General features: G+C 72.3%; 19 protein-coding genes. 13 read left to right on the top strand and 6 right to left on the bottom strand.

Translation table 11 applies throughout. The features are described 5' to 3' along the window. Nucleotides 1-4 precede the first annotated feature (4 nt). Both ACIQ6Y_RS16835 and ACIQ6Y_RS16830 read left to right on the top strand, forming a co-directional pair. On the top strand, nucleotides 5-901 hold the full coding sequence (locus tag ACIQ6Y_RS16835; protein WP_404038769.1) for a carbohydrate ABC transporter permease: 897 nt from the start codon (nucleotides 5-7) through the stop codon (nucleotides 899-901). Continuing rightward, nucleotides 898-1,737 (top strand): carbohydrate ABC transporter permease, encoded by an 840-nt coding sequence (locus tag ACIQ6Y_RS16830; protein ID WP_404038766.1) that lies wholly within the window; start codon nucleotides 898-900, stop codon nucleotides 1,735-1,737. Before ACIQ6Y_RS16835 ends, ACIQ6Y_RS16830 begins: the two co-directional genes overlap by 4 nt. A gap of 3 nt (nucleotides 1,738-1,740) precedes the next feature. Here ACIQ6Y_RS16830 and ACIQ6Y_RS16825 read toward each other — a convergent pair whose 3' ends face one another. After that, nucleotides 1,741-2,526 (bottom strand): DeoR/GlpR family DNA-binding transcription regulator, encoded by a 786-nt coding sequence (locus ACIQ6Y_RS16825; RefSeq protein ID WP_404038763.1) that lies wholly within the window; start codon nucleotides 2,524-2,526, stop codon nucleotides 1,741-1,743. A 172-nt stretch (nucleotides 2,527-2,698) separates the two neighbouring features. Here ACIQ6Y_RS16825 and ACIQ6Y_RS16820 point away from each other — a divergent pair, with 172 nt between their 5' ends. From ACIQ6Y_RS16820 to ACIQ6Y_RS16800, 5 genes are all read left to right on the top strand, one after another. Beyond that, complete coding sequence (locus ACIQ6Y_RS16820) at nucleotides 2,699-3,598, top strand: SIS domain-containing protein (RefSeq protein ID WP_404038761.1); 900 nt, start codon at nucleotides 2,699-2,701, stop codon at nucleotides 3,596-3,598. After that, a complete protein-coding gene (locus tag ACIQ6Y_RS16815; protein ID WP_404038758.1) occupies nucleotides 3,595-4,515 on the top strand; it encodes an ROK family protein in 921 nt (306 codons plus the stop codon). The genes ACIQ6Y_RS16820 and ACIQ6Y_RS16815 overlap by 4 nt, the downstream gene beginning before the upstream one ends. Continuing rightward, the gene (locus tag ACIQ6Y_RS16810; protein WP_404038755.1) at nucleotides 4,512-5,459 is read left to right on the top strand and encodes a 1-phosphofructokinase family hexose kinase; all 948 of its coding nucleotides are present in this window, start codon (nucleotides 4,512-4,514) and stop codon (nucleotides 5,457-5,459) included. The genes ACIQ6Y_RS16815 and ACIQ6Y_RS16810 overlap by 4 nt, the downstream gene beginning before the upstream one ends. Continuing rightward, nucleotides 5,447-6,340, top strand: a complete 894-nt coding sequence (locus ACIQ6Y_RS16805; protein WP_404038753.1) for a ketose-bisphosphate aldolase — start codon at nucleotides 5,447-5,449, stop codon at nucleotides 6,338-6,340. Before ACIQ6Y_RS16810 ends, ACIQ6Y_RS16805 begins: the two co-directional genes overlap by 13 nt. Before the next feature lie 265 nt (nucleotides 6,341-6,605). Continuing rightward, entirely contained in the window at nucleotides 6,606-7,175 is a 570-nt protein-coding gene (locus tag ACIQ6Y_RS16800; RefSeq protein WP_404038751.1) for a TetR/AcrR family transcriptional regulator, read from the top strand. Here ACIQ6Y_RS16800 and ACIQ6Y_RS16795 read toward each other — a convergent pair. Next, entirely contained in the window at nucleotides 7,126-7,590 is a 465-nt protein-coding gene (locus ACIQ6Y_RS16795; protein ID WP_404040078.1) for a TetR/AcrR family transcriptional regulator, read from the bottom strand. The genes ACIQ6Y_RS16800 and ACIQ6Y_RS16795 overlap by 50 nt on opposite strands. 103 nt (nucleotides 7,591-7,693) lie before the next feature. Here ACIQ6Y_RS16795 and ACIQ6Y_RS16790 point away from each other — a divergent pair, with 103 nt between their 5' ends. Next, on the top strand, nucleotides 7,694-8,509 hold the full coding sequence (locus tag ACIQ6Y_RS16790; RefSeq protein WP_404040075.1) for an oxidoreductase: 816 nt from the start codon (nucleotides 7,694-7,696) through the stop codon (nucleotides 8,507-8,509). 88 nt (nucleotides 8,510-8,597) lie between these two features. Continuing rightward, nucleotides 8,598-10,532 (top strand): alcohol dehydrogenase catalytic domain-containing protein, encoded by a 1,935-nt coding sequence (locus tag ACIQ6Y_RS16785; RefSeq protein ID WP_404038749.1) that lies wholly within the window; start codon nucleotides 8,598-8,600, stop codon nucleotides 10,530-10,532. A gap of 40 nt (nucleotides 10,533-10,572) precedes the next feature. Here ACIQ6Y_RS16785 and ACIQ6Y_RS16780 read toward each other — a convergent pair whose 3' ends face one another. Further along, the gene (locus tag ACIQ6Y_RS16780; protein ID WP_404038746.1) at nucleotides 10,573-11,193 is read right to left on the bottom strand and encodes a dihydrofolate reductase family protein; all 621 of its coding nucleotides are present in this window, start codon (nucleotides 11,191-11,193) and stop codon (nucleotides 10,573-10,575) included. Nucleotides 11,194-11,386: 193 nt separating this feature from the next. On the opposite strand from ACIQ6Y_RS16780, the gene ACIQ6Y_RS16775 reads away from it, so the two are divergent. After that, nucleotides 11,387-12,418 (top strand): LacI family DNA-binding transcriptional regulator, encoded by a 1,032-nt coding sequence (locus ACIQ6Y_RS16775; protein WP_404038743.1) that lies wholly within the window; start codon nucleotides 11,387-11,389, stop codon nucleotides 12,416-12,418. Between the two features lie 44 nt (nucleotides 12,419-12,462). Here ACIQ6Y_RS16775 and ACIQ6Y_RS16770 read toward each other — a convergent pair whose 3' ends face one another. The 3 genes from ACIQ6Y_RS16770 to ACIQ6Y_RS16760 form a co-directional block, all read right to left on the bottom strand. Continuing rightward, a complete protein-coding gene (locus tag ACIQ6Y_RS16770) occupies nucleotides 12,463-13,677 on the bottom strand; it encodes a cation:proton antiporter (RefSeq protein WP_404038741.1) in 1,215 nt (404 codons plus the stop codon). Between the two features lie 336 nt (nucleotides 13,678-14,013). Further along, nucleotides 14,014-14,904, bottom strand: coding sequence for a Gfo/Idh/MocA family protein (locus ACIQ6Y_RS16765; RefSeq protein ID WP_404040072.1), 891 nt, complete (start codon nucleotides 14,902-14,904; stop codon nucleotides 14,014-14,016). Between the two features lie 83 nt (nucleotides 14,905-14,987). Further along, complete coding sequence (locus ACIQ6Y_RS16760; RefSeq protein ID WP_404038738.1) at nucleotides 14,988-15,899, bottom strand: NUDIX domain-containing protein; 912 nt, start codon at nucleotides 15,897-15,899, stop codon at nucleotides 14,988-14,990. A 204-nt stretch (nucleotides 15,900-16,103) separates the two neighbouring features. Between ACIQ6Y_RS16760 and ACIQ6Y_RS16755 the strand changes: the two genes are divergently transcribed. Genes ACIQ6Y_RS16755 through ACIQ6Y_RS16745 form a run of 3 tightly spaced genes read left to right on the top strand, consistent with a single transcriptional unit; the run spans nucleotide 16,104 to nucleotide 21,444 of the window. After that, a complete protein-coding gene (locus ACIQ6Y_RS16755; RefSeq protein ID WP_404038735.1) occupies nucleotides 16,104-17,294 on the top strand; it encodes an MFS transporter in 1,191 nt (396 codons plus the stop codon). A gap of 20 nt (nucleotides 17,295-17,314) precedes the next feature. Continuing rightward, nucleotides 17,315-19,078, top strand: coding sequence for a beta-galactosidase family protein (locus ACIQ6Y_RS16750; RefSeq protein WP_404038732.1), 1,764 nt, complete (start codon nucleotides 17,315-17,317; stop codon nucleotides 19,076-19,078). After that, complete coding sequence (locus tag ACIQ6Y_RS16745; RefSeq protein WP_404038730.1) at nucleotides 19,078-21,444, top strand: beta-galactosidase; 2,367 nt, start codon at nucleotides 19,078-19,080, stop codon at nucleotides 21,442-21,444. The genes ACIQ6Y_RS16750 and ACIQ6Y_RS16745 overlap by 1 nt, the downstream gene beginning before the upstream one ends. Nucleotides 21,445-21,481 lie beyond the last annotated feature (37 nt).

Here is a 21,481-nt window from a genome sequence, read left to right as displayed (position 1 = left end):
GGCCGTGTCCCACCGCACCGCAGACCCGGCCCGGCGCCCGCGCCTCGGCGCGTGGCCGTGGATATCCCCGGCCGTCCTGCTCATCCTGGCCGTCGTCGTCTGGCCGGTCGTCGAGATGGTCCGCACCTCGCTGCGCAGGATCGACACCTCCGGCGTCGACCAGGGGCCCGCCGGGTTCGACAAGTACCGCAAGCTGTTCGCCGACTCGCGCCTGCCCGACGTCCTGACCTGGACGGCCGTGTGGACCGTCGCCGTCGTCGCCCTCACCATGGTTCTCTCGCTGGGCCTGGCCCAGCTGTTCGACCAGCGCTTCCCGGGCCGCCGGATCACCCGCTGGGCGCTGATCGCCCCCTGGGCGGCCTCCGTCCTGATGACCGCGATCGGCTTTCGCTGGATGCTCGACCAGGTCGGGGGCGTCCTCAACCGGCTCCTCCTCGACCTGGGCGTCATCGACACGGCCGAGGCGTGGACCGGGGACGCGGCCCACGCCAAGCCCTGGCTGGTGTTCGTCGCCGTCTTCGTGTCCCTGCCCTTCACCACGTACACCCTTCTCGCCGGACTCCAGACGGTCCCGGCCGAGGTGTACGAGGCGGCCCGTGTCGACGGGGCCTCCCGGCTCCAGACATACGTGAGGATCACCCTGCCGCTGCTGCGGCCTGCGTTCCTCGTCGCCCTGGTGATCAACCTGATCAACGTCTTCAACTCGTTCCCGGTGATCTGGGGCATGACCCAGGGCGGGCCTAACGCCGACACCGCCACGAGCACGGTGTTCATGTACATGCTGCGCGGTTACGACGTCGCCGAGTCGGCAGCCATGTCCGTGGTCAACTTCGCGGCCGTCATCGCCATGGTGCTGGTCTTCCTGAAGGTCAGCGGCTGGAAGGAGGAGACGGACCGATGAGCACGCCCACCGCACGAACGAGGCCGCGTGGCACGACCGTCGCGCTGACCGTCACCGCATGGGCGCTGGCCGCGCTCTTCCTCCTGCCGTACGTCCTGGTGGTCCTCACCGCCGGACGCCCCTCCGACGAGCTGCGGGACAACAGCTATCTGCCGTCCCGCTTCGACTGGTCGGCGTTCACGAAGGTGTGGACCGACACCACCCTCGGCCAGAACCTGTCCAACACCCTGCTGATCGCGGGCGGTTCGACCCTTCTGGTGCTGCTGGTGGCGCTGCCGGCCGCGTACTGCACGGCCCGGGTGCGCTTCCGGGGACGTACCGCCTTCCTCCTGCTCGTCCTGGTCACGCAGATGTTCCAGCCGACGGCGCTTCAGGTGGGCCTCTACCGGGAGTTCCACGCACTCGGGCTGCTGGACACGACGGCCGTCCTGATGGTTGCCAACGCGGCGTTCAACCTCGCGTTCGCGGTGTGGATCATCAGCGCGTACATCGGCTCGATCCCCGTGGAGCTGGAGGAGGCGGCGATGATGGACGGCTGCGGCCGGGCCCGGGCGCTGCTTCGGGTGACGTTGCCGCTGGCGATGCCGGGCATCGTCACCGCCGTGATCTTCACGTTCATCGCGGCGTGGAACGAGTTCATCATGGGCCTGACGCTGACCACGTCCCCCGAGCGGCAGCCGCTGACGGTAGGCATCAACAACATGATCGGCGCCTACAGCGTGCAGTGGAACCAGGTGTTCGCGGCGTCGGTGGTCGCGATCGTCCCGGTCGTGATCCTGTTCGCGGTCATCGAGCGCCATGTGGTGTCGGGGCTCACCGCGGGCTCCGTCAAGTGACGCCTATACGCAGTGGACGTCGACGCCCTGCAGGGTGAGTTCTTCGACGAGGTCGTCGGGGGCGTCGTGGTCCGTGATGAGGACGTCGATCTCCGCGATCGTGCAGACCCGGGCGAAGGCCCGCTGGCCGAGCTTGGTGGAGTCGGCGACCACGACGACCTTGTCGGCGCGCTCGGCCATGGCCCGGTTGGCGCTCGCCTCGCTCTCGTCATGCGTGGACGCGCCGAAGCGTGGGTCGACGGCGTTGACGCCGAGGATGGCGTAGTCGAGCGACAGGCCCTGAAGGGCGGCGGCCGCGAGGGGGCCGGTCAGCTCGTAGGACTGGGGGCGGGCGACACCGCCCGTCACCACGGTCTTCACATACGGGCGGACGGCCAGCTCGTTGGCGATGTTCACGGCGTTGGTGACGACCGTCAGCGCGGTCCCCGAGCTGTGCTCGGCCAGGTCGGGGCGGGTGGCCAGTTCACGGGCGACCTCCGAGGTGGTCGTGCCGCCGGTCAGCCCGACGACGGCGCCGGGCGGTACCAAGGCGGCGGCGGCGCGGGCGATGCGGTGCTTCTCGTCGGCCTTGCGGGCGGTCTTGTAGCGCAGGGGCAGGTCGTAGGAGACGCCGCTGGCCACCGCGCCGCCCCGGGTGCGGGTGAGCAGCTGCTGCCGGGCCAGCTCCTCCAGGTCCCGGCGGACGGTGGCGGGGGAGACGCCGAGCAGCTCGGCGGCCTCGCCGACCTCGATGCTGCCCTTCTCGCCCAGAGCGTCGAGCAGCCGCGTCCACCGCTCGTGCGTGCCCATCGCTGTTCTCCTCGCTTCACGACCTTTGCGGGTGCTGAGCGTAACCCGCACGCTCCTACTCATGCGTATTGCTGCACATGCTTGCTCAAAGATGCGTGCGATAGCTATAAATTAGTCAACTTCAATCATGCGGGCTGGGTGTCAGCCCGCCACGGCCCTTCCAGGAGCCACCGTGAGTCATGTCGACAGGGAAATCGCGAGCCAGCCCGACTGCTGGCGCCGCGCGCTTCAGGCCCGCCCGGCCGGACTGCCGCAACCCGGCGAGCGCGTCGCCGTCATCGGCTGCGGCACCTCCCTCTACATCGCCCAGGCGTACGCGGCGCTGCGCGAATCCGCCGGGCTCGGGGAGACCGACGCCTTCGCCGCCTCCGCGTATCCGGCGACCCGCCGCTACGACCGCGTGGTCGCGATCACCCGTTCCGGCACTACGACCGAGGTGCTCGCCGCGCTGCGTCAGGTCCCCGGGGGCACTGAGACCGTCGCGCTCACCGGAGACCTCGACACACCGGTCCGGGACGCCGCGGACACGGTCGTGGACCTGTCGTTCGCCGACGAGCAGTCGGTCGTTCAGACCAGGTTCGCCACCACGGCTCTCGTGCAGCTGCGCGCCGGCCTCGGTCTCGTACCGCCGGATCTCGTCGAGCAGGCCGAGCGGGCCGTGCTCGCGCCCCTCGCCGAAGAGGTCGTCGCCGCCGAGCAGTTCACCTTCCTCGGCACCGGCTGGACCGTCGGTCTCGCGAACGAGGCCGCGCTCAAGCTGCGCGAGGCGGCCGGGGCGTGGACCGAGTCGTACCCGGCGATGGAGTACCGGCACGGCCCGATCAGCATCACAGGCCCGGGCAGGGCCGTGTGGTTCTTCGGCGCACCGCCGGCCGGCCTGGTCGCCGAGGTGCGGGCGACCGGCGCGTACGCCTCCGTCTCCCCGGCCGACCCGCTCGCCGAACTGGTCCGCGCCCAGCGCCTCGCGGTCGCCCTCGCCGGCCGCCGCGGCCTCGACCCCGACCGGCCCCGCAACCTCACCCGCTCCGTCGTCCTGGCCGACGCCGGGGCCGAGGCCAGGGCCGTGTCATGACGGTCATCGCCCTGGACGTCGGAGGCACCTGCATCAAGGGCGGCGTCGTTCTCGACGACGGTCGCCTGCGCCACACCGAGCGCTGGTACACCCGGGCGGAGCGCGGCCAGGACGCCGTCCTGGAGACCGTGCTGGACTGCGCCGCCCAACTGGCCGTCCGCTGCCCGACCGCCGACGCCGCCGGGATCGTGGTGCCCGGCATCGTCGACGAGGACGAGGGTGTCGCCGTACGGGCGGCCAATCTCGGCTGGGGCGACGTACCCGTCCGGGACTGGTTGGCCGAACACCTCGACCTTCCGGTGGCGTTCGGCCACGACGTGCGGGCCGGTGGGCTCGCGGAGGCCAGGGCGGGGGCCGGGCGCGGCTGTGCCGACTTCCTCTTCGTGCCGGTCGGCACCGGCATCGCCGCCGCCGTGTTCAGCGGGGGCCGCGCCAGAGCCCTGACGGGCGGGCACGGCCGGGCCGGGGAACTGGGCCATGTCGTGGTGCGGCCCGGGGGAGAGCGGTGCCGGTGCGGTGCGCGAGGCTGTCTGGAGACCGTGGCGTCCGCGTCCGCCGTCGCCCGCCGCTACTCCCGCGCCACCGGCCGGCGCGGCGTCACCGCCCACGAGGTCCGGGCCTGCGCCGACGCGGGAGACGCGGCGGCCCTCACCGTCTGGTCCGAGGCGATCGAGGCCCTCGCCGACGCACTGGCCACCGCCATCACCCTGTACGACCCCGCGCGCGTCGTCATCGGCGGCGGACTGTCCCGGTCCGGCGAGTCCTGCCTCACGCCCCTGCGGGCGGCGCTCGCCGAACGCCTCACCTTCCAGGACCCGCCCGAGGTCGTCGCCGCCGGGCTCGGCGACCGGGCGGGCTGCCTGGGCGCGGCATACCTCGCTCAGGACCTCCTGGCCCATGCGGGAGCCGCGGCATGATCCTCACCGTCACGCTCAACGCCGCCCTCGACATCACCCACCGCGTCGACCGGCTGCGCCCCCACGCCGCGCACCGCGTGTGCGAGGTGGCGGACCGGGCGGGCGGCAAGGGCATCAACGTCTCCCGCGTCCTGCGCGCCTTCGGACACCCCACTCTCGTCACCGGCCTGGTCGGCGGCGGAACGGGAGCGTCGGTCCGCCGCGATCTCGCCCGGGCGGGCCTGGCGCAGCACCTGGTTCCCGTCGCGGGCGAGACCCGCCGCACGGTCGCCGTCGTGGACGCCCGTACCGGCGACACGACGACCCTGCTGGAACCGGGCCCCGAGGTGCTCCACGAGGAGTGGGAACGTTTCCGCGAGTCGTTCGACGCGCTGCTGCTCCGGGCCGGCGTGGTCGTCCTCTCCGGCAGTCTGCCGCCCGGCCTGCCCGAGGACACCTACGCGGTCCTCGTCCGGGACGCCCGCGCGCGCGGTGTCCCCGCCCTCGTCGACACCAGTGGCCCGGCACTTCTCGCCGCCCTGCCGGCCGCCCCGGCCCTGGTCAAACCCAACGCCGACGAACTCGTCGAAGCCACCGGCCGGTCCGACCCCCGCGTGGCGGCCGAGGCGTTGCGCACCGCCGGGGCAGAGGCCGTGGTCGCCTCGCTCGGCCCGGAGGGGCTGCTCGCCGTCACCCCGCAGGGTGCCTGGCGGGCCCGTCCGGCGGAACGCCTGCGGGGCAATCCGACCGGCGCCGGCGACGCCGCGGTGGCCGCCCTGGCCGCCGGACTCCTGGCCGGTGACACCTGGCCCGTGCGGCTGGCCGAGGCGGTGGCGCTGTCGGCCGCCGCCGTGGCGGCTCCACTGGCCGGCTCCTTCGACCCCGTGGTCCACCAGCGGCTGCGCACGCGGGTGGACGTCGTACCCCTGCCCCGTGAAACAGGAGAAACGCCATGCCCCTCGTAGGGACGGCCGACATCGTCGGTCCCGCCGCAGCCGCCGGAAGCGGTGTCGGCGCGTTCAACGTCATCCAGCTCGAGCACGCCGAGGCCATCGTGGCCGGAGCGGAGGCGGCGGGCGCCCCGGTGATCCTCCAGATCAGTGAGAACGCCGCCCGCTTCCACGGCGCGCTCGCCGCGATCGGTACAGCGGCCCTGGCCGTCGCCCGTGCGGCGAGCGTCCCGGTGGCGGTCCACCTCGACCACGCGACGTCGCCGGGGCTCGTCGCCGAGGCGGTGGCGCTGGGCTTCACCTCGGTCATGTACGACGCCTCCGCCCTGCCGTACGAGGAGAACGTCCGCGTCACAGCGGACGTGCGGGGCCGTTGCCACGCCGCCGGAGTCTGGGTCGAGGCCGAGCTGGGCGAGGTCGGCGGCAAGGACGGCGTGCACGCCCCCGGCGTCCGCACCGACCCGGACGAGGCGGCGGACTTCGTCGCGGCCACGGGCGTGGACGCCCTGGCGGTGGCGGTCGGTACCTCCCACGCCATGCTCACACGTGACGCCGCGCTGGACTTCGCCCTCATCACCGCGCTGCGCACGGCCGTCTCCGTGCCGCTGGTGCTGCACGGCTCGTCGGGCGTCGCGGACCGCGACCTCGTCACCGCCGTCGACCACGGCATGACCAAGGTCAACATCGCCACCCACCTCACCCTGGTCTTCACCGGCGCCGTTTGCCAAGCCCTCTACGAGAACCCGGAGTTGGTCGACACACGCCACTACCTCGGCGCCGCACGCACGGCGATGGCCCGTGAGGTCACCCGCTTGCTCGGCGTCCTGAAAGGCACGGTCGGGCGGGCAGAACGGTCTCGTACCGGGCCGGGGTGCGAGGGCCGATGCCGGTCGTGAGGCGTTCCGTATCCGTGAAGCCGTGGGACGAATACGCGCGGGGGAGTAGCCGGCGAAGTGAGTCGTGGCGGGATGCCCGTGTGTCACCGGCACCCCGCCCACAGGGTCAGCCCACAGCGACGGGGACCGGCTTGTGGGTGTTCGGTCGGCGCGTCGGTCTCCTTGATGCCGAACCGGTCGTAGAAGCGTGCCAGTGGTCCCGGCGCCCACCAGGCCTGGAAACCGATCAGTTTTCATTGTGCCGGGATCGAGTTAACCTCGCAGCATGACCACCGGAGTGAAACAAAGCCCCAGGGAGCGGCTGCTGGAGGCGGCGGCCACGCTCACCTACCGAGACGGCGTCGGCATCGGAGTCGAGGCGCTGTGCAAGGCGGCGGGGGTGTCGAAGCGCTCCATGTACCAGCTGTTCGAGAGCAAGGACGACCTGCTCGCGGCGAGTCTGGAGCAGCGCACTTCCGCCTATGTGGCGGCACTCCTGCCCGCGGCGGACGACGACCGTTCACCGCGGGAACGGATTCTGCATGTCTTCGAGCAGGTGGAATCGCAGTCGGGCGCGCCCGAGTTCTACGGCTGCCCCTTCCTGGCCGCGCAGATCGAGCTCAAGGACCAGAGCCACCCCGCGAGCCGGGTCGCCCGTCAGGTCAAGGAGAACCTGACCGCCTTCTTCCGCGCCGAGGCCGAGCAGGGCGGGGCGAGCGATCCCGGTCTGCTGGCCCGGCAGCTCAGCCTGGTCTTCGACGGTGGCAGCGCCCGCGCGGGCATCGGAGCGGACGAACTGACAGGGCTCATCGCGCCCACGGTGATCGCCCTGCTCGACGCGGCAGGCATGCGCTGACACCTCGCCCCTCCTGAACGCTTCCCTGCCGCCCGGCGTTCGGGGGAAGCCCCATAGCCGCAAGAGCGTTGCCGAGCATGCCGCAGGCGAAGAAGCCTGCGGTCCGGTCGGCATCGGCGCCCAGCGGCAGGTGCACGGTCAGCTGCGCGTACGCGTTCGTCATGGCCTGAAGGGCCCGCTCGCCGCCTTCCGCCCCGTCGGCCGCCCCCTCGAAGGCCAGCCGAGTGTCTTCCGCGCTCCGCATCAAAGCGGCGACGAAGATCGCCTTCTTGTCCGGGAAGAGCCGGAACAGATACGGCTGAGTGACGCCGACCCGCCTGGCGATCGCCGCGGTGCTGGTGCCGTGGTAGCCGGCGATCGCGAACGCGGCGATCGCCGCGCGGACGACACTCTCGCGCCTCTCCAGCGCACTGATCCTGCCCGTACGGTCCTTCTCCCTGCCCGCGCTTGCACGAGGAAACCGATCGGTTTACTGTGGTGGAAACCGATCGGTTTTTTCAATGAGCGCGGGAGTCATGATGACGACAGAGCGGCCGGTTGCACTCGTGACGGGTGCGTCATCCGGCATCGGAAAGGAAACCGCGCTCGCACTGGTCGCAGCGGGTTTCGACGTGGTCGGCACGAGCCGCGACACCTCACGCGTCACCCCGCTCGACGGCGTGACGTTCCTCGACCTCGACGTGGCCAGTGACAAGTCGGTCACCGCCGCTGTCCAGCAGGTGATCGAGCAGTTCGGGCGGATCGACGTCCTGGTCAACAACGCCGGTGTCGGCTCGATGGGTGCGGCTGAGGAAACCTCCCTCGCGCAGGCCCAGGGCATGTTCGACACCAACGTCTTCGGGGTCATGCGCATGGTGAAGGAGGTCCTGCCGCACATGCGCGCCCAAAGGCGCGGGCGCATCATCAACATCTCGTCCGTACTCGGGTTCCTGCCCCAGCCCTACATGGCCGCCTATGCCGCCTCCAAGCATGCGGTCGAGGGCTACACCGAGTCCCTGGACCACGAGGTCCGTGACCACGGCGTACGGGCGCTCATCGTCGAACCCGCCTACACCAGGACCGGATTCGAGGCCAACAGCGCGAAGCCCGACACGCCCTTGGAGGTCTACGCGAAGCAGGGGCAGACCGTCGACCGTGTGATGGCGGAGGCGGTCAGGGACGGCGACGCCCCCGCCGTTGTCGCCAAGGCGATCGTCGCGGCGGCGACCGACGCCAGGCCGAAGCTGCGCTACACCGCCGGCCCCATGGCCGGACGCGCGCGCATACTGCGCCGCGTCGCTCCCGCCCGGACCTTCGACAAGCAGATCCGCAAGATGAACCGCCTGGCCGGCTGACGCGCAGGTCTGACGAGCACCTGATTCGCCCCGGCTCCGCCAGGCCGGGGCGGAGGTCTTCGTCGGTGACCTGCCCACCATCGCCGACGTGACCGCCGCGCTGAAGGGCGTCCGGCGCATCTACTTCAGCATGAGCCTGTCGCCGTACTACACCGACGCCGTCAGCCTGATGGCCGCGGCGGCGCGGGCCCAGGGCGACATCGAGGTGTTCGTCAACATGATGACCTGGCTGGCGCTGGAGCCGCTGAGCAGGGGTGAACTGCGCCTGCCTTTCGGCGACCACCGGCTCGCGCCCATCGCCGGTCACGACGTGGCGGAGCTCTGCGCGAAGATCCTCACCGACCCGGCGCCGCACCTCTCGAAGTCCTACGACCTCACCGGCCCGGAGCTTAAAGGACATGCACGGGTTCGCGGAGGACTACGCGGCCGTGCTGGGACGCCCGGTCACGTACGTCCCCGAAGACGTCGAAACCTGGAACGAGACCTACGTCGACCCCGCCCTGGCTGCGTTTCCGCACGCCGAAGACCGTGCGGTGGGCACCGGAGAACCAACCGCGCATCCGAAAGCCGGCGGCTGCCTGAGTCGCTGAGCGGTCCGGAGCAGGACAAGGACGTCTCCCGCCGGAAGGTCACGCGGCGGGCGGTTTCGACGTCCATGGGGAGGAAACCCCAGGAAACGGAAGATGCCCGTCACCCCGCGATGCGCAGATGGGACATGCACATGAAGGCTGTGGTGTGGCACGGAGTCGGGGACATCCGTCTCGACAGTGTTCCGGAACCCAAGATCCAGGACCCGTACGACGCGATCGTGCGGATCACCACTTCTGCCATATGCGGCACCGACCTGCACTTCGTGCGCGGCACGATGCCCGGGATGCAGGAGGGACGCATCCTCGGACACGAGGCGGTCGGCGTCGTGGAGGAGACAGGCGAGGGAGTGCGGAACTTCCGTCCGGGCGATCGGGTGGTGGTGCCGTCCACGGTGGGGTGCGGGACCTGCAGCTACTGCCGTGCGGGCTACTACGCGCAGTGCGACAACGCCAATCCCCAGGGCCCACGGGGCGGCACGGTGTTCTTCGGCGGGCCGGAGGCGGCGGGCGGGCTGGACGGCCTGCAGGCCGAGTACGCCAGGGTCCCGTTCGCGCACGTCGGACTGGTTCCCCTGCCGGACACCGTGGACGAGGCGCAGGCGATCCTGCTGTCGGACATCTACCCCACGGCCTGGTTCGGAGCCCGGCTCGCCGAGGTCGGGGACGGGGACACGGTGGCCGTCGTCGGCGCCGGCCCCGTCGGACAGGCCGCCATCGCCTGTGTCCGCCTTCAGGGAGCGGGACGCATCATTGTGGTCGACGGCGTGCAGGACCGGCTGGAACTGGCCCGCGCCCAGCACGCCGAGGTGATCGACTTCAATGCCGAGGACCCCGTCGAGGCGGTGCGTGACCTGACCGGAGGCATCGGTGTCGACCGTGTCATCGACGCCGTGGGCGTGGACGCCCAGCGCCCGTCGCAGGGACCGGCCGCCGACGCGGTGCGCGAGCAGTCCGAGCAGTTCGACCACGAACGCGCCGAGGCCGCGCCCGACCAGAACCCGGACGGGGAGACCTGGGTGCCGGGGAACGCGCCGACCCTGGCCGCGCGGTGGTCGGTGCAGATGGCGGCGAAGGCCGGGACGATCGGGACCGTCGGCGTCTATCCGCCACAGGTGCAGCACTATCCGTTCGGTGAGGCGTTCATGAAGAACCTCACCCTGAAGTCCGGCAACTGCAACCACCGCCGCTACCTGCCCGAGCTGGTCTCCCTGGTGGCGGAAGGCCGGCTCGACCCGACCCCGCTGGTCACCCGCTGGGGCGGCGTGGACAGCGCGGTGGAGGCCTACCGGCGCTTCGACCGGCGGGAGGCGGGCTGGACCAAGGTGGCCCTCGGCGTGGCCGACGAGGGCGCCGTCGCTCCCGGCCTCGGCGAGGCCGCCGGCACCGGCGCGGCCACCACCGCAGGCACGCCCGGCCCGTCCGCCGAGGAATGACGGACCTGCGGGACGACCGGCTTCAGGCCACGGACGCGGCTCAGGACAACACGCGGTAGGTCACGTGCGTGACCAGACTCGACGCACGCGACAACACCTGCTCCAGCCTCAGCGCGGGCACGCCCTCGAACAGCCGTGTGCCGGCGCCGAGCGTGAGCGGCACGATGTGCAGGCGCACCTCGTCGACCAGGCCGGCGGCCAGGTACTGGTTGATGGTGGCGGCGCCGCCGAGCACCGCGACGTCCCCGTCGCCGGCCGCCGCGCGCGCCCGCGCCAGCGCCGAGGCGATCCCGTCGGTGACGAAGTGGTACGTCGTCCCGCCCCGCATCGGCTGCGGCTCGCGGGCGTGGTGGGTGAGCACGAACACCGGCGCGTGGAACGGCGGATCGTCGCCCCACCAGCCGTTCCACGGCCGATCCCACGCGCCGCGCACGGGGCCGAACATGTTGCGCCCCATGACGAACGCGCCGGCCGCGGTCATCTCCTCGACCTCCGCCCGGTTCTCGTCGGGGGTGTCGAACATCCAGGCGTGCAGCCGGTCGCCCGAGCCGTCGCCCCCGTCGTCGCCGAACGGGCGCTCCTCGGTCTGGTTCAGGCCGGCGGAGTACCCGTCGGCCGAGATCGTGATGTTGCAGATCACCTTGCCCATGCGCTCGGTCATCGCCCCAGCATGAAACACATCCCCAGCATGAACACATTTACGGGCTCGGGCGTACGGCCGCGCCGCGCGGCAGGCCTTGCGTGTTATCGATGCCATCCGTCGCTGTCGGATCGGACGCTCACCCGGCAACCGCCCCCACGACAATCGATGTGGTCGATATCATCGACGGCACACCGGAGGCGGAGAGGCACTCATGAGCAAGCGCAGCGACGGCAAGGAGACGCGTCCGCCGGGCATGGTGGACGTCGCCCGGGCGGCGGGTGTCTCGCCGCAGACCGTCTCGCGTGCCCTGGCCGGCCACCCCAACGTCCAGGAGAAGACCCGCGCCAAGGTGCTGGCCGCCGTCGAACAGCTCGGCTACCGCCGGAACAACGCCGCGCGCATGCTCTCCTCGGGCCGCAGCCGCACGATCGGCGTCGTCACCCTCCAGACCAACTTCTACTCCCGGGCCGCCGTCACCACCGGCATCGAGCACGCCGCCCACGACGCCGGCTACACCGTCAGCACCGCCACCACCACGTCCCTCGACACGTTCGCCATCGAGAACGCCCTGTCCCGGCTGGTCGACCAGGACGTCGAGGGGATCATCCTGTCCGTCCCCCTGATCCACACCAGCCGGCGCATCGAGCAGCTCACCCGTGCCACGCCGACCCTGACCATCGACGGCTCGCGCACCGACGCCACGGAGGTCGTCGCCGTCGACCAGACCCTGGCCGCGCGCCTGGCCACCCAGCACCTCCTGGACCTCGGCCACGAGACGGTGTGGCACATCGCTGGACCCGACGAGTGGCTCGAGGCAGGGCAGCGCCGGGACGGCTGGCGCGCGGCGCTGGAGGCCGCCGGGCGTCCGGTGCCGCCGCCCCTCGAAGGCGACTGGACACCGCCGTCCGGCTACCGCAACGGTCTCGTCCTCGCACGCATCCCCGACCTCACCGCGATCTTCGTGGCCAGCGACGAGATGGCCTTCGGTGTGATCAGGGCGCTCCACGAGGCGGGGCTGCGCGTACCGGAGGACGTCTCCGTCGTCGGCTTCGACGACATCGAGCTCGCCGAGTACTGCTCACCCTCCCTGACCACCATCGCCCAGCCCTTCCAGCACATGGGCCGGCTGGCCGTGACCCACCTGCTGCGCCACATCGAGGACCCCGGCACGGTCCCCGACCCCCACACCGTCGCACCGCGCCTGGTGGTCCGCGCGAGCACCGCGCCCGCGCCCGCCTGCTGAACCCTCAGAGGGGCCCTCGCAGGCGCCCCGCGTGCGTCACCACGTCACCACGTCTCCTCTTCGACGGCGCTCTCCCGAGGCGACCGGGTGCCCGCCACCTCGGCGCGCGACCGCTGGGCGAGCAGCGGGAAGACGAGGACGGAGATCATGGCGGCGCCGACGAGTGCCGCCGCCTCCGAGGTCCGCAGGACCTTCTCGTCCAGCCCGATCGTGGTGATGGCCACGACGAGGGGCAGACAGGTCGAGGCGTACAGCCCGAGGGCCCTGCGATCGGTGCGGCCCAGGTCCCGCGGAGCGAGGACGTACGCCGGGAGGCCGCGCACCACCAGGAACAGGAGAAGGAAGACCGGCAGCAGGAGCAGCGCCCGCCCGCCGTCGAGCAGCGCGGCGAGGTCGAACTCGATCCCGGTGACGACGTAGAACAGCGGCACCAGGAAGCCGAAGCCCATCGCCTCCACCTTGCCGAGCACCTCCGTGCTGCTGTCCGGCGCCGCGCCGTGCAGCACCAGGCGGGTGAGCAGGCCCGCGGCGAAGGCGCCGAGCAGGATGTCGAGGCCGAAGGCGTGGGACAGGGCGAGCATCGACACCAGCAGCAGCATCACGAAGCGGACCGCGAACTGGCCGCTGGAGTGCAGCGTCTTGGCGATGACCTGCGAGAACCACGGCGGCCGCGGCCGCATCGCCCAGAACAGCGCGGCAGCTGTGACCAGCGAGAACCCGATCAGCAGCAGCGAGGACCGGCCGATGTCCCGTCCGCTCAGCAGCAGCGAGACGGCCAGGATCGGCCCGAACTCGCCCACCGCGCCGAAGGCCAGCATCACCGTGCCGAACCGGCCGTGCAGCACGCCCGAGTCCCGCAGGAGCGGCAGGACCGTGCCGAGGGCGGTGCTCGTCAGGGCCGTACCGACGACCATGCTCTTGGACACGTCGGCCCCCGTCACCGCCAGCGCCAGGGCGAGCCCCGCGACCAGTGCGACCAGCCACGCCCACACCGCACGCCGGAGGGTGTCGCCGCGCACGGCGGCGAACTCGATCTCGTACCCGGCCAGGAAGATCAGCATCGACAGACCGAGATCGGACAACGAGTCGATCAGCTGGTCCTCGTGCGCCCAGTCCAGCAGGTGCGGTCCGATCAGGATGCCGAGGACGATCTCGAAGATCACCAGGGGGACGCGGATCCAGCGGCCCACCGCGTGGGCCAGCAGCGGCGCGAGGACCGCGACGGCCATGATGAGGATGAGGGTGCCCGGGTGCGACATGACGCTTCAGCCGCGCTCGCCCGCAGCCCTGCCCCGCACCTCGGCGCAAGGGACGGCCTGCTTCTCCCGGCCTTGGCGGCACCGGTCGGGCACCCCCTCGGCCGAGGCCGGCGTACGGATCCGGAGGGGAGGGCAGCGGCGCATGACGCGGGCACCTTTCACCGGGAGACGGGGCCAGACCGGTTCCACGCACCTCCACCCTCCCGGCACACCACCAGCGGGGCCAACCGGGACTGGGCCGGGGAGGTGACACCGGGTCCGGCCGTACGGGGCCGCCGGCAAGCCCGACCGGTCAGCATGAGAGGTGAGAGGCGAGGGCAGGCCCCGCCCCCGCGCTCACCCCTCCAAGAGCCGCCCGATGACCTCCTCGCACCACTCATGGCTGACCAGCGCATCCCCCGCGTCGAGGCGCTCGCCCGTCCGCACCGCGTCCAGGAAACGCCGGCACATGCCCTCGAAGCCGCGGCGCCGCCCGACGGGCTCCCAGTCGGAGCCCCGGCGCAGGGCAGGCGCGCCGTCGTGGTCGATGACGTCGGTCAGGTTGACGACGTCAAGGCGATGGTCGGCCCCGGCCGTCTGGAGGACCTCGCCCGCCGAGCCGCCGGCCCGGTTCATGACGGCGAGGCCGGTGAAGCCCGGAGCCGTGGCGCGCAGGACCACATGGTGCAGCAGGCCGTCCTCGACCTTGCCGTGAGCGTCGAGGCCGACCTCGTCGGGGGCGAGCATGCGCAAGGTGTCGACGAGGTGGATGAAGTCGTCCAGCACGATGGTGCGTACGTCTCCGGTCCGGGCGCGCCGGTCCTTCTGCAGGACGACGAGATCGCGCGGGCCGTCGAGCGCCGCCAGATAGGCGGGGGCGTGGCGGCGGTTGAAGCCCACCATCAGGGACCGGTCGCGCTCCCGCGCCAGTTCCACCAGGCGGCGGCTCTCGTCCAGCGCGTAGGACAGCGGCTTGTCGACCAGGACGTCGACGCCCGCGTCGAGAAGCCGGCTCACGATGGCGTAGTGCTGCTCCGTGGGCGCGTGCACGAAGGCGGCCCGCACGCCCGAAGCGATGACCGCGTCCAGGTCGGTGAACAGGTGCCGGACCCGGTAGGCGCTGCCGAGCCGGGCGAGCTTCTCGGGGTCCCGGGTCATGAAGTGCAGGTCGACGTCCGGCAGCGCCCCCAGCACGGGCAGGTACGCCTTCTGGGCGATGCTGCCGAGACCGATCACCGCCACCGGCAGAGCGCCGTCGGCCGGCGTGTGTGCCGTCGTTTCCACTGTGCGACCCCTTCACTGACATGTCTAGACCACTGGGCAGCCTATCGTCAGGCCTCCCCCCACCCCAGCTCCGTGTACGGCCGGCCCTCCCGGATGCCCTCGATCGCGGCGCGCGTGTACCCCACCAGCGGCTCCGGCAGCGCGTCCACCGGCCACCACGACCAGCCGAGGCACTTGTCCGGCTCCATGACCCGCGGTTCGCCCTCCCAGTGCCGCGCCCGGAACACGAGCTGCATCCGGGGCTGCGTACCGGGGCCGTCGGTGACATGGACGGCGTGCACGAACTCCACGTCCCGCGCCGCGACGACCAGCCCGGCCTCCTCCTTCGCCTCCCGGATCAGACAGGCGACGGCGGACTCCTGCTCGCAGTGACCGGCCAGGAAGTGGTACGTCGACGGCGCGTAGGGCGAGTCGGGGTGCCGCAGGCCCAGCAGGGTCTCGCCGTCCCGCTCCAGGTAGAGGTGGACGCCGATGACGTTCGGGACCGTCCGTGAGCCGACTCTGCGCACGTGGATCACGGGCAGCGGGTCGTCGGTACGGCCGCCCGCCGCCTGGTGGTGCTGGAGGACCGCCGTGGTGCCGGGGTCCATCGTCAGCCACCGGGTCTGCTCGAACTCGGTCCAGCGCAGCATGATCCCCTCCGTGAGGGGGAGTGCGGCGGCATCGCCGTTCCAGGTGCCGAGGTAGACGCGGACCCGGCTGACGGTCCGGTCGCTGTCGTCGGTGGTCTCGACCGTGGCGAAGGGTGCCAGATCCGCGACGCGCAGTCCGGCCTCCTCGACCAGCTCACGCGCGATCGTCTCGTCGAGGCTCTCTCCCGGTTCGGGGTGCCCGCCGGGCAGACCCCACTGTCCGGCGCTGTCGATGTTCTTGTGGGCGTCGCGCAGGTGCAGCAGATAGCGGCCGTCGTCATCGACCAGCAGGGCGGCGGTGGTTGTGCGCACATGCGGTGCGGTCAAGGTCGTCCTCCTGGGTTCGGGTCGCGGTCCATGATCCCGCTCCGGCGCGGGACGGAGAAGTGCCTTGACGCGTCTCGTGTTACCGGTAACACTGCGCGGGTGACCTCACCCCCGACCCGGCCGCACCCCGGCCCTGCCGCCGCAGCCGCCGTGGACAGCCCGGCCCCCGTGGACAGCCCGGCCCCCGTGGACAGTCCAGCGCCCGTGGCCAGCCCGTCCCCGGTGGGCAGCGCGGCCCCCGTGTTCAGCCCCGCCGCCGTGGTCGCCTCCTGTGCCGGCTTCGTGCTGATCGGCGCGCTCCAGGCGCTGTACGGCCCCGCGATCCCCGCGCTGCGCAGGGAATTCGGGCTCTCCCCGTCGGCCGCCGGGCTCGCCCTCAGTGCCCACTTCGTGGGCGGTGTCGCCGGTGTGCTGCTCTTCGACCGGCTCCACGGCAAGCTTCCGGCCCGGCGCGTCCTGGGCGCCTCCTACGCGCTGATGGCGATCGGCGCGGCAGGTTTCGCCCTCGCCCCGAACTGGCCGCTCGCCCTGGTCACCGCCCTCCTGGCGGGCCTCGGCTTCGGCGGCATCGACTACGGCCTCAACCAGCTGTTCGCCACCGGCTTCGGCCGCCGCTCGGCGGCGATGCTGAACATCCTCAACGCCCACTTCGGCATCGGCGCGATCCTCGGCCCCACCCTGATCGGCGCGGTCGGCGCGAGCCACTACCCGGCGGTGTTCCTCGCGTTCGCGCTGGCCGACGTGCCCCTGCTGCTGTGTCTGAACGGCGTACGGGACCGGGTGCCCGGCCCGGCCGACGACGGGTCGGGCGAGGCCGCCGGACCCGGTGCGCTGCGCCGCAGCCTCGCCTCGGTGCTCGGCGTGTTCGTTGCCCTCTACGTCCTGCACGTCGGCATCGAGGCCGGCGTCGGCGGCTGGGAGCCGACCCACCTGGAGGCCGTCGGACACGGCGCGGGGGCCGCCGCGACCGCCACCTCGGTGTACTGGCTGATGATGACCGTCGGCCGGTTCCTCGTCGCACCCCTCGCGCTGCGCTTCAGCGCCCCCGCCCTGATCACCGTCTCCTGCGCGGGCATGACCGGCTGTCTGCTGCTGGCCGGTGTGCCCGCCCTCGCGCCCTACGCGTACGCGGGCGTCGGCCTGTTCATCGCGCCGATCTTCCCCACCGGCCTGCCCTGGCTGCACCGGGCCGCGCCGCGCGCCCGCCGGGCCGGGGCGGTCGTCATCGCCGCGTCCATGATCGGCGGCGTCGCCGCGGGACCCGCGCTCGGCAAGTCCATCGAGTGGTCCGGCATCCGCTCGGTCCCGCTGCTGCTCGCCGCCGTGTCGGCGGTGTGCCTGGCGGCGACCGGCTGGCTGACGTACGCCACCAGATCCCTTCGTGCCACCCGCTGACCCCTGGAAGGACATCTCCCATGCCCGCCCTGACCACCACCGCCGCCGGCTTTCTGCTGCACGGCGAACCGTTCCGGATCGTCTCCGGCGCGCTGCACTACTTCCGCGTCCATCCCGGCCAGTGGGCCGACCGGCTGCGCAAGGCCCGGCTGATGGGCCTCAACACCGTGGAGACGTACCTGCCCTGGAACCTCCACCAGCCGGACCCCGAAGGGCCGTTGGTCCTCGACGGCATCCTCGACCTGCCGCGCTACCTCGCCTTGGCGAAGCAGGAGGGCCTGCACGTCCTGCTGCGGCCCGGCCCCTACATCTGCGCCGAGTGGGACGGCGGCGGGCTGCCCGCCTGGCTCACCGCCGACCGGGACATCCGGCTGCGCAGCAGCGACCCCCGCTTCACCGGCGCCGTCGACCGCTACCTCGACCTGCTGCTGCCCCCGCTGCTGCCGCACATGGTGGCGAACGGCGGTCCTGTGATCGCCGTACAGGTGGAGAACGAGTACGGCGCGTACGGCGACGACACCGACTACCTCAAGCACCTGCACGAGGGCTTCCGCTCCCGTGGCGTCGAGGAACTGCTGTTCACCTGCGACCAGGCCGACCCCGCCCACCTTCAGGCGGGCGGGCTGCCGGGCACCCTCGCCACCGGCACCTTCGGCAGCCGGATCGAGCAGAGTCTGGCCCGGCTGCGCGCCCACCAGAGCGAAGGCCCGCTGATGTGCACCGAGTTCTGGGTCGGCTGGTTCGACCACTGGGGCGAGCCGCACCACACGCGCAGTGCCGCCGACGCGGCCGCCGACCTGGACCGGCTGCTGTCCGCGGGAGCCTCCGTCAACATCTACATGTTCCACGGCGGCACCAACTTCGGCTTCACCAACGGCGCCAACCACGACCACGCCTACGCGCCGGTCGTCACCTCCTACGACTACGACGCCCCGCTCACCGAGCACGGCGACCCCGGCCCCAAGTACCACGCCTTCCGCGAGGTCATCGCCCGCCACGCCCCCGTCCCGGCCGAACCGGCCCCCGCACCCGCCCCCAAACTCGCTTCGTTCACCGTCGAGTTGACCCACCGGGCGCCCTTCCTGCCGTACGCCGTGCGGACCACGGAACCCGTCGGCGCCGAAGTCCCGCTCACCATGGACGAGTTGGGCCAGTCGACCGGATACGTGCTGTACCGCACGACCGTCCCCGAGGCGGGGGACGGGCTCCTGCACTTCGCGGGAGGCGTCGGCGACCGTGCCCAGGTCTTCCTGGACGGCGCGCCCGTCGGGGTCCTGGAGCGCGAACGGCACGACGAGACGCTGGCCGTGCGCGTTCCGCGGCCTGACGCCACACTGGACGTGCTGGTGGAGAACCTGGGCGGCGTCAACTACGGGCCGCGCATCGGCGCCCCCAAGGGACTGCTCGGACCGGTGACGTTCGACCGGGCCCCGCTGCACGGCTGGTCCTGCCACCGGCTGCCGCTCACCGACGTCACCGGGGTGCCGTTCGAGCCGTCCGACCGGGCCGACGACCATGAGCCCGCCTTCCACCACGGCACCTTCGAGGTGACCGAGCCCGCCGACACCTTCCTCGCGCTGCCCGGCTGGACCAAGGGCCAGGCCTGGATCAACGGCTTCCACCTCGGCCGCTACTGGAACCGTGGCCCCCAGCGCACGCTGTACGTCCCCGCGCCCGTTCTGCGGGCCGGCCGCAACGACCTGATCCTGTTGGAACAGCACGCCACCACCGCGCGCCGCGCCCAGTTCACCGACACGCCCGACCTCGGACCGGAGAAGCCCTGATGCCCCACCTCGTGCGCGTGCCCGCCCCCGCCGGACCCCCGGCGACCGGCCACCTGCCCTTCGCCGACGCGCTCGGCGTCGCCGACCCGATCGAGGTCACCAGCCGCTGGCTGACGCGCGGCGGACGCCCCTGGTTCCCCGTCTCCGGCGAGTTCCACTACTCCCGCCATCGCGCCCGCGACTGGGAGGAGGAGCTGCTGAAGATGAAGGCGGGCGGCGTCACCGTCGTCGCCTCCTACCTCGTCTGGATCCACCACGAGGAGCGCGAGGGCCACCTCCGCTTCGACGGCGACCTCGACGTGCGCCGCTTCGCCGAACTGTGCGCCCGCCACGGCCTGGACTTCGTCCCCCGCATCGGCCCCTGGGTGCACGCCGAGGTCCGGGGCGGCGGCCTGCCCGACTGGCTCCTCGCCCGCGACTGCGTCCCGCGCACCGACGACCCCGCCTACCTGGAGCCCGTACGGGCCTGGTTCACGGCGATCGCCGGCCAACTGCGCGGCCTGGACCGGGCCCACGGCGGCCCGATCGTCGCCGTCCAGATCGAGAACGAGCTGTACGACCAGCCCGGCCACCTCGCCACCCTGAAGCGGATGGCGCAGGAGGCGGGCCTGAGCGCCCCGCTGTGGACGTCCACCGCGTGGGGCGGCGTCCAGCTCCCCGGCGACGAGCTGCTGCCGCTGTACGGCGGCTACCCGGAGGCCTTCTGGACCGAGGCGGACGCCGGCTGGCCCGACACCTGCCGCAAGCACTTCTTCTTCACCCACCAGCGCGACGACGAGGGCATCGGCGCCGACCTGCGCCCCACCACCGTGCGCGGCGGCGACGCCGACGCCGACGCCCACGCGGACCGCTTCCCCTGGGCCACCTGCGAGCTGGGCGGCGGCATGGCCGTCGCCTACCACCGGCGCCCGCGCGTGGAGGCCGCCGACATCGGCGCGCTCGGCCTCACCAAGATCGGCTGCGGGTCGGTGTGGCAGGGCTACTACATGTTCCACGGCGGCACCAACCCGACCGGCGAGCTGACCACCCTCCAGGAGTCCCACGCCACCGGCTACCCGAACGACCTGCCGGTCCTGACGTACGACTTCCAGGCCCCGCTCGGCGAGTTCGGCCAGCTCCGCGACTCGTACCACGAGCTGCGCCTCCAGCATCTGCTCCTCGCCGACTTCGGCGACCGCATCGCGCCGCTCGCCTCGGTGCTGCCCGAGCGGCAGCCGGCCGGCCAGTCCGACCGGGACACCCTGCGCTGGGCCGTCCGCGCCGACGGCACCTCGGGCTTCCTCTTCGTCAACAACCACCAGCCGCACGAACCGCTGCCCGACCACCCGGAGGTGTCCTTCACCGTCGAGTTCGCCGACGCCCCCGCCCTGACCCTGCCCAGCACCCCGGTGACCGTCCCCCAAGGCGCGTACTTCTGCTGGCCGTTGCGGCTGGACGTGGCCGGGCTGCGGCTCGACTGGGCCACCGCACAGCCCGTGTGCCGCCTCGACGACGACGGCCGTACGGTCCTGGTCCTGGCCGCCACCGACGGCATTGCGCCCGAACTCGCCCTGGACGCCGACACGGTGGACTCCGTCACCGCCGCCTGCGGCGAGGTCGCGCCCGTGGGCGACCGGGTCCTCGTCACCGGACTGCGGCCCGGCACCGACGCGCTCGTCGAGGTCACCACCCCCGGCGGCGACCGGGTCGGGCTGCTGGTCCTCGACGCGGCGACCGCCCGCACCGCCTACCGGGGACACGCCTGGGGCGCCGAGCGGCTGGTGCTGGCCGAAGGCGCCGTCGTCTTCGACCACGACGAGGTAAGGCTGCACAGCCGGGCAGCGCAGCCCTCGCTCGCCGTGCTGCCCGCGCCGGGCAGGCCCCCGGCCGGCGCGCTGAAGGCCACGGCCGACGGCGTGTTCACGCGCTACACCCTGGTCGGCGGCGAGGCCCACGCCGCGACCGACCTGCCCGTCACCCTCGTACGGGCCGCCGGTGCGCCGCCCGAGCCCCGGACCGGCGTCCAGGGACGGGCCAGTGCCCCCGCCGACTCGGCGTACGACACGGCCGCCGCCGAGTACCGCGTGGACGTGCCCGACGGCCTCCGCGACCGGCCCGGCCGCACGCTGCTGCGCGTGCACTGGAGCGGGGACGCGGCGCGTGCGTACGTGGGGGACGCGCTGGTGGCCGACCAGTTCTACGCGGGCCGCACCTGGGACATCGCCCTGGACCGGCTGCCTCCCGGCCCTCTGCGGCTGAAGGTGCTGCCCCTGCCGGGCGAGGCCCGGGTGTACGTGCCCGGTCATGAGCCCGGGACGCCGATCCCCGCCGAGGTGAGCCGGGTGGCGGTGGTCACCACGCGCACCTGGGGCCTGACCGCCGGGTGACCGGCCTATCCTGTGGGTCCGCCCTGCCGACCTCGAA

Source organism: Streptomyces sp. NPDC096205, assembly GCF_044763135.1.
GTDB lineage: Bacteria > Actinomycetota > Actinomycetes > Streptomycetales > Streptomycetaceae > Streptomyces.
This window is presented reverse-complemented; position numbering and strand designations above follow the sequence as displayed.

Excerpts from the sequence above, each read along its gene's own strand:
- ACIQ6Y_RS16830 (WP_404038766.1), top strand. The coding sequence starts at position 898 with ATGAGCACGCCCACCGCACGAACGAGGCCGCGTGGCACGACCGTCGCG.
- ACIQ6Y_RS16825 (WP_404038763.1), bottom strand. The coding sequence starts at position 2,526 with ATGGGCACGCACGAGCGGTGGACGCGGCTGCTCGACGCTCTGGGCGAG.
- ACIQ6Y_RS16815 (WP_404038758.1), top strand. The coding sequence starts at position 3,595 with ATGACGGTCATCGCCCTGGACGTCGGAGGCACCTGCATCAAGGGCGGC.
- ACIQ6Y_RS16810 (WP_404038755.1), top strand. The coding sequence starts at position 4,512 with ATGATCCTCACCGTCACGCTCAACGCCGCCCTCGACATCACCCACCGC.
- ACIQ6Y_RS16805 (WP_404038753.1), top strand. The coding sequence starts at position 5,447 with ATGCCCCTCGTAGGGACGGCCGACATCGTCGGTCCCGCCGCAGCCGCC.
- ACIQ6Y_RS16800 (WP_404038751.1), top strand. The coding sequence starts at position 6,606 with ATGACCACCGGAGTGAAACAAAGCCCCAGGGAGCGGCTGCTGGAGGCG.
- ACIQ6Y_RS16790 (WP_404040075.1), top strand. The coding sequence starts at position 7,694 with ATGACGACAGAGCGGCCGGTTGCACTCGTGACGGGTGCGTCATCCGGC.
- ACIQ6Y_RS16780 (WP_404038746.1), bottom strand. The coding sequence starts at position 11,193 with ATGACCGAGCGCATGGGCAAGGTGATCTGCAACATCACGATCTCGGCC.
- ACIQ6Y_RS16775 (WP_404038743.1), top strand. The coding sequence starts at position 11,387 with ATGAGCAAGCGCAGCGACGGCAAGGAGACGCGTCCGCCGGGCATGGTG.
- ACIQ6Y_RS16770 (WP_404038741.1), bottom strand. The coding sequence starts at position 13,677 with ATGTCGCACCCGGGCACCCTCATCCTCATCATGGCCGTCGCGGTCCTC.
- ACIQ6Y_RS16750 (WP_404038732.1), top strand. The coding sequence starts at position 17,315 with ATGCCCGCCCTGACCACCACCGCCGCCGGCTTTCTGCTGCACGGCGAA.
- ACIQ6Y_RS16745 (WP_404038730.1), top strand. The coding sequence starts at position 19,078 with ATGCCCCACCTCGTGCGCGTGCCCGCCCCCGCCGGACCCCCGGCGACC.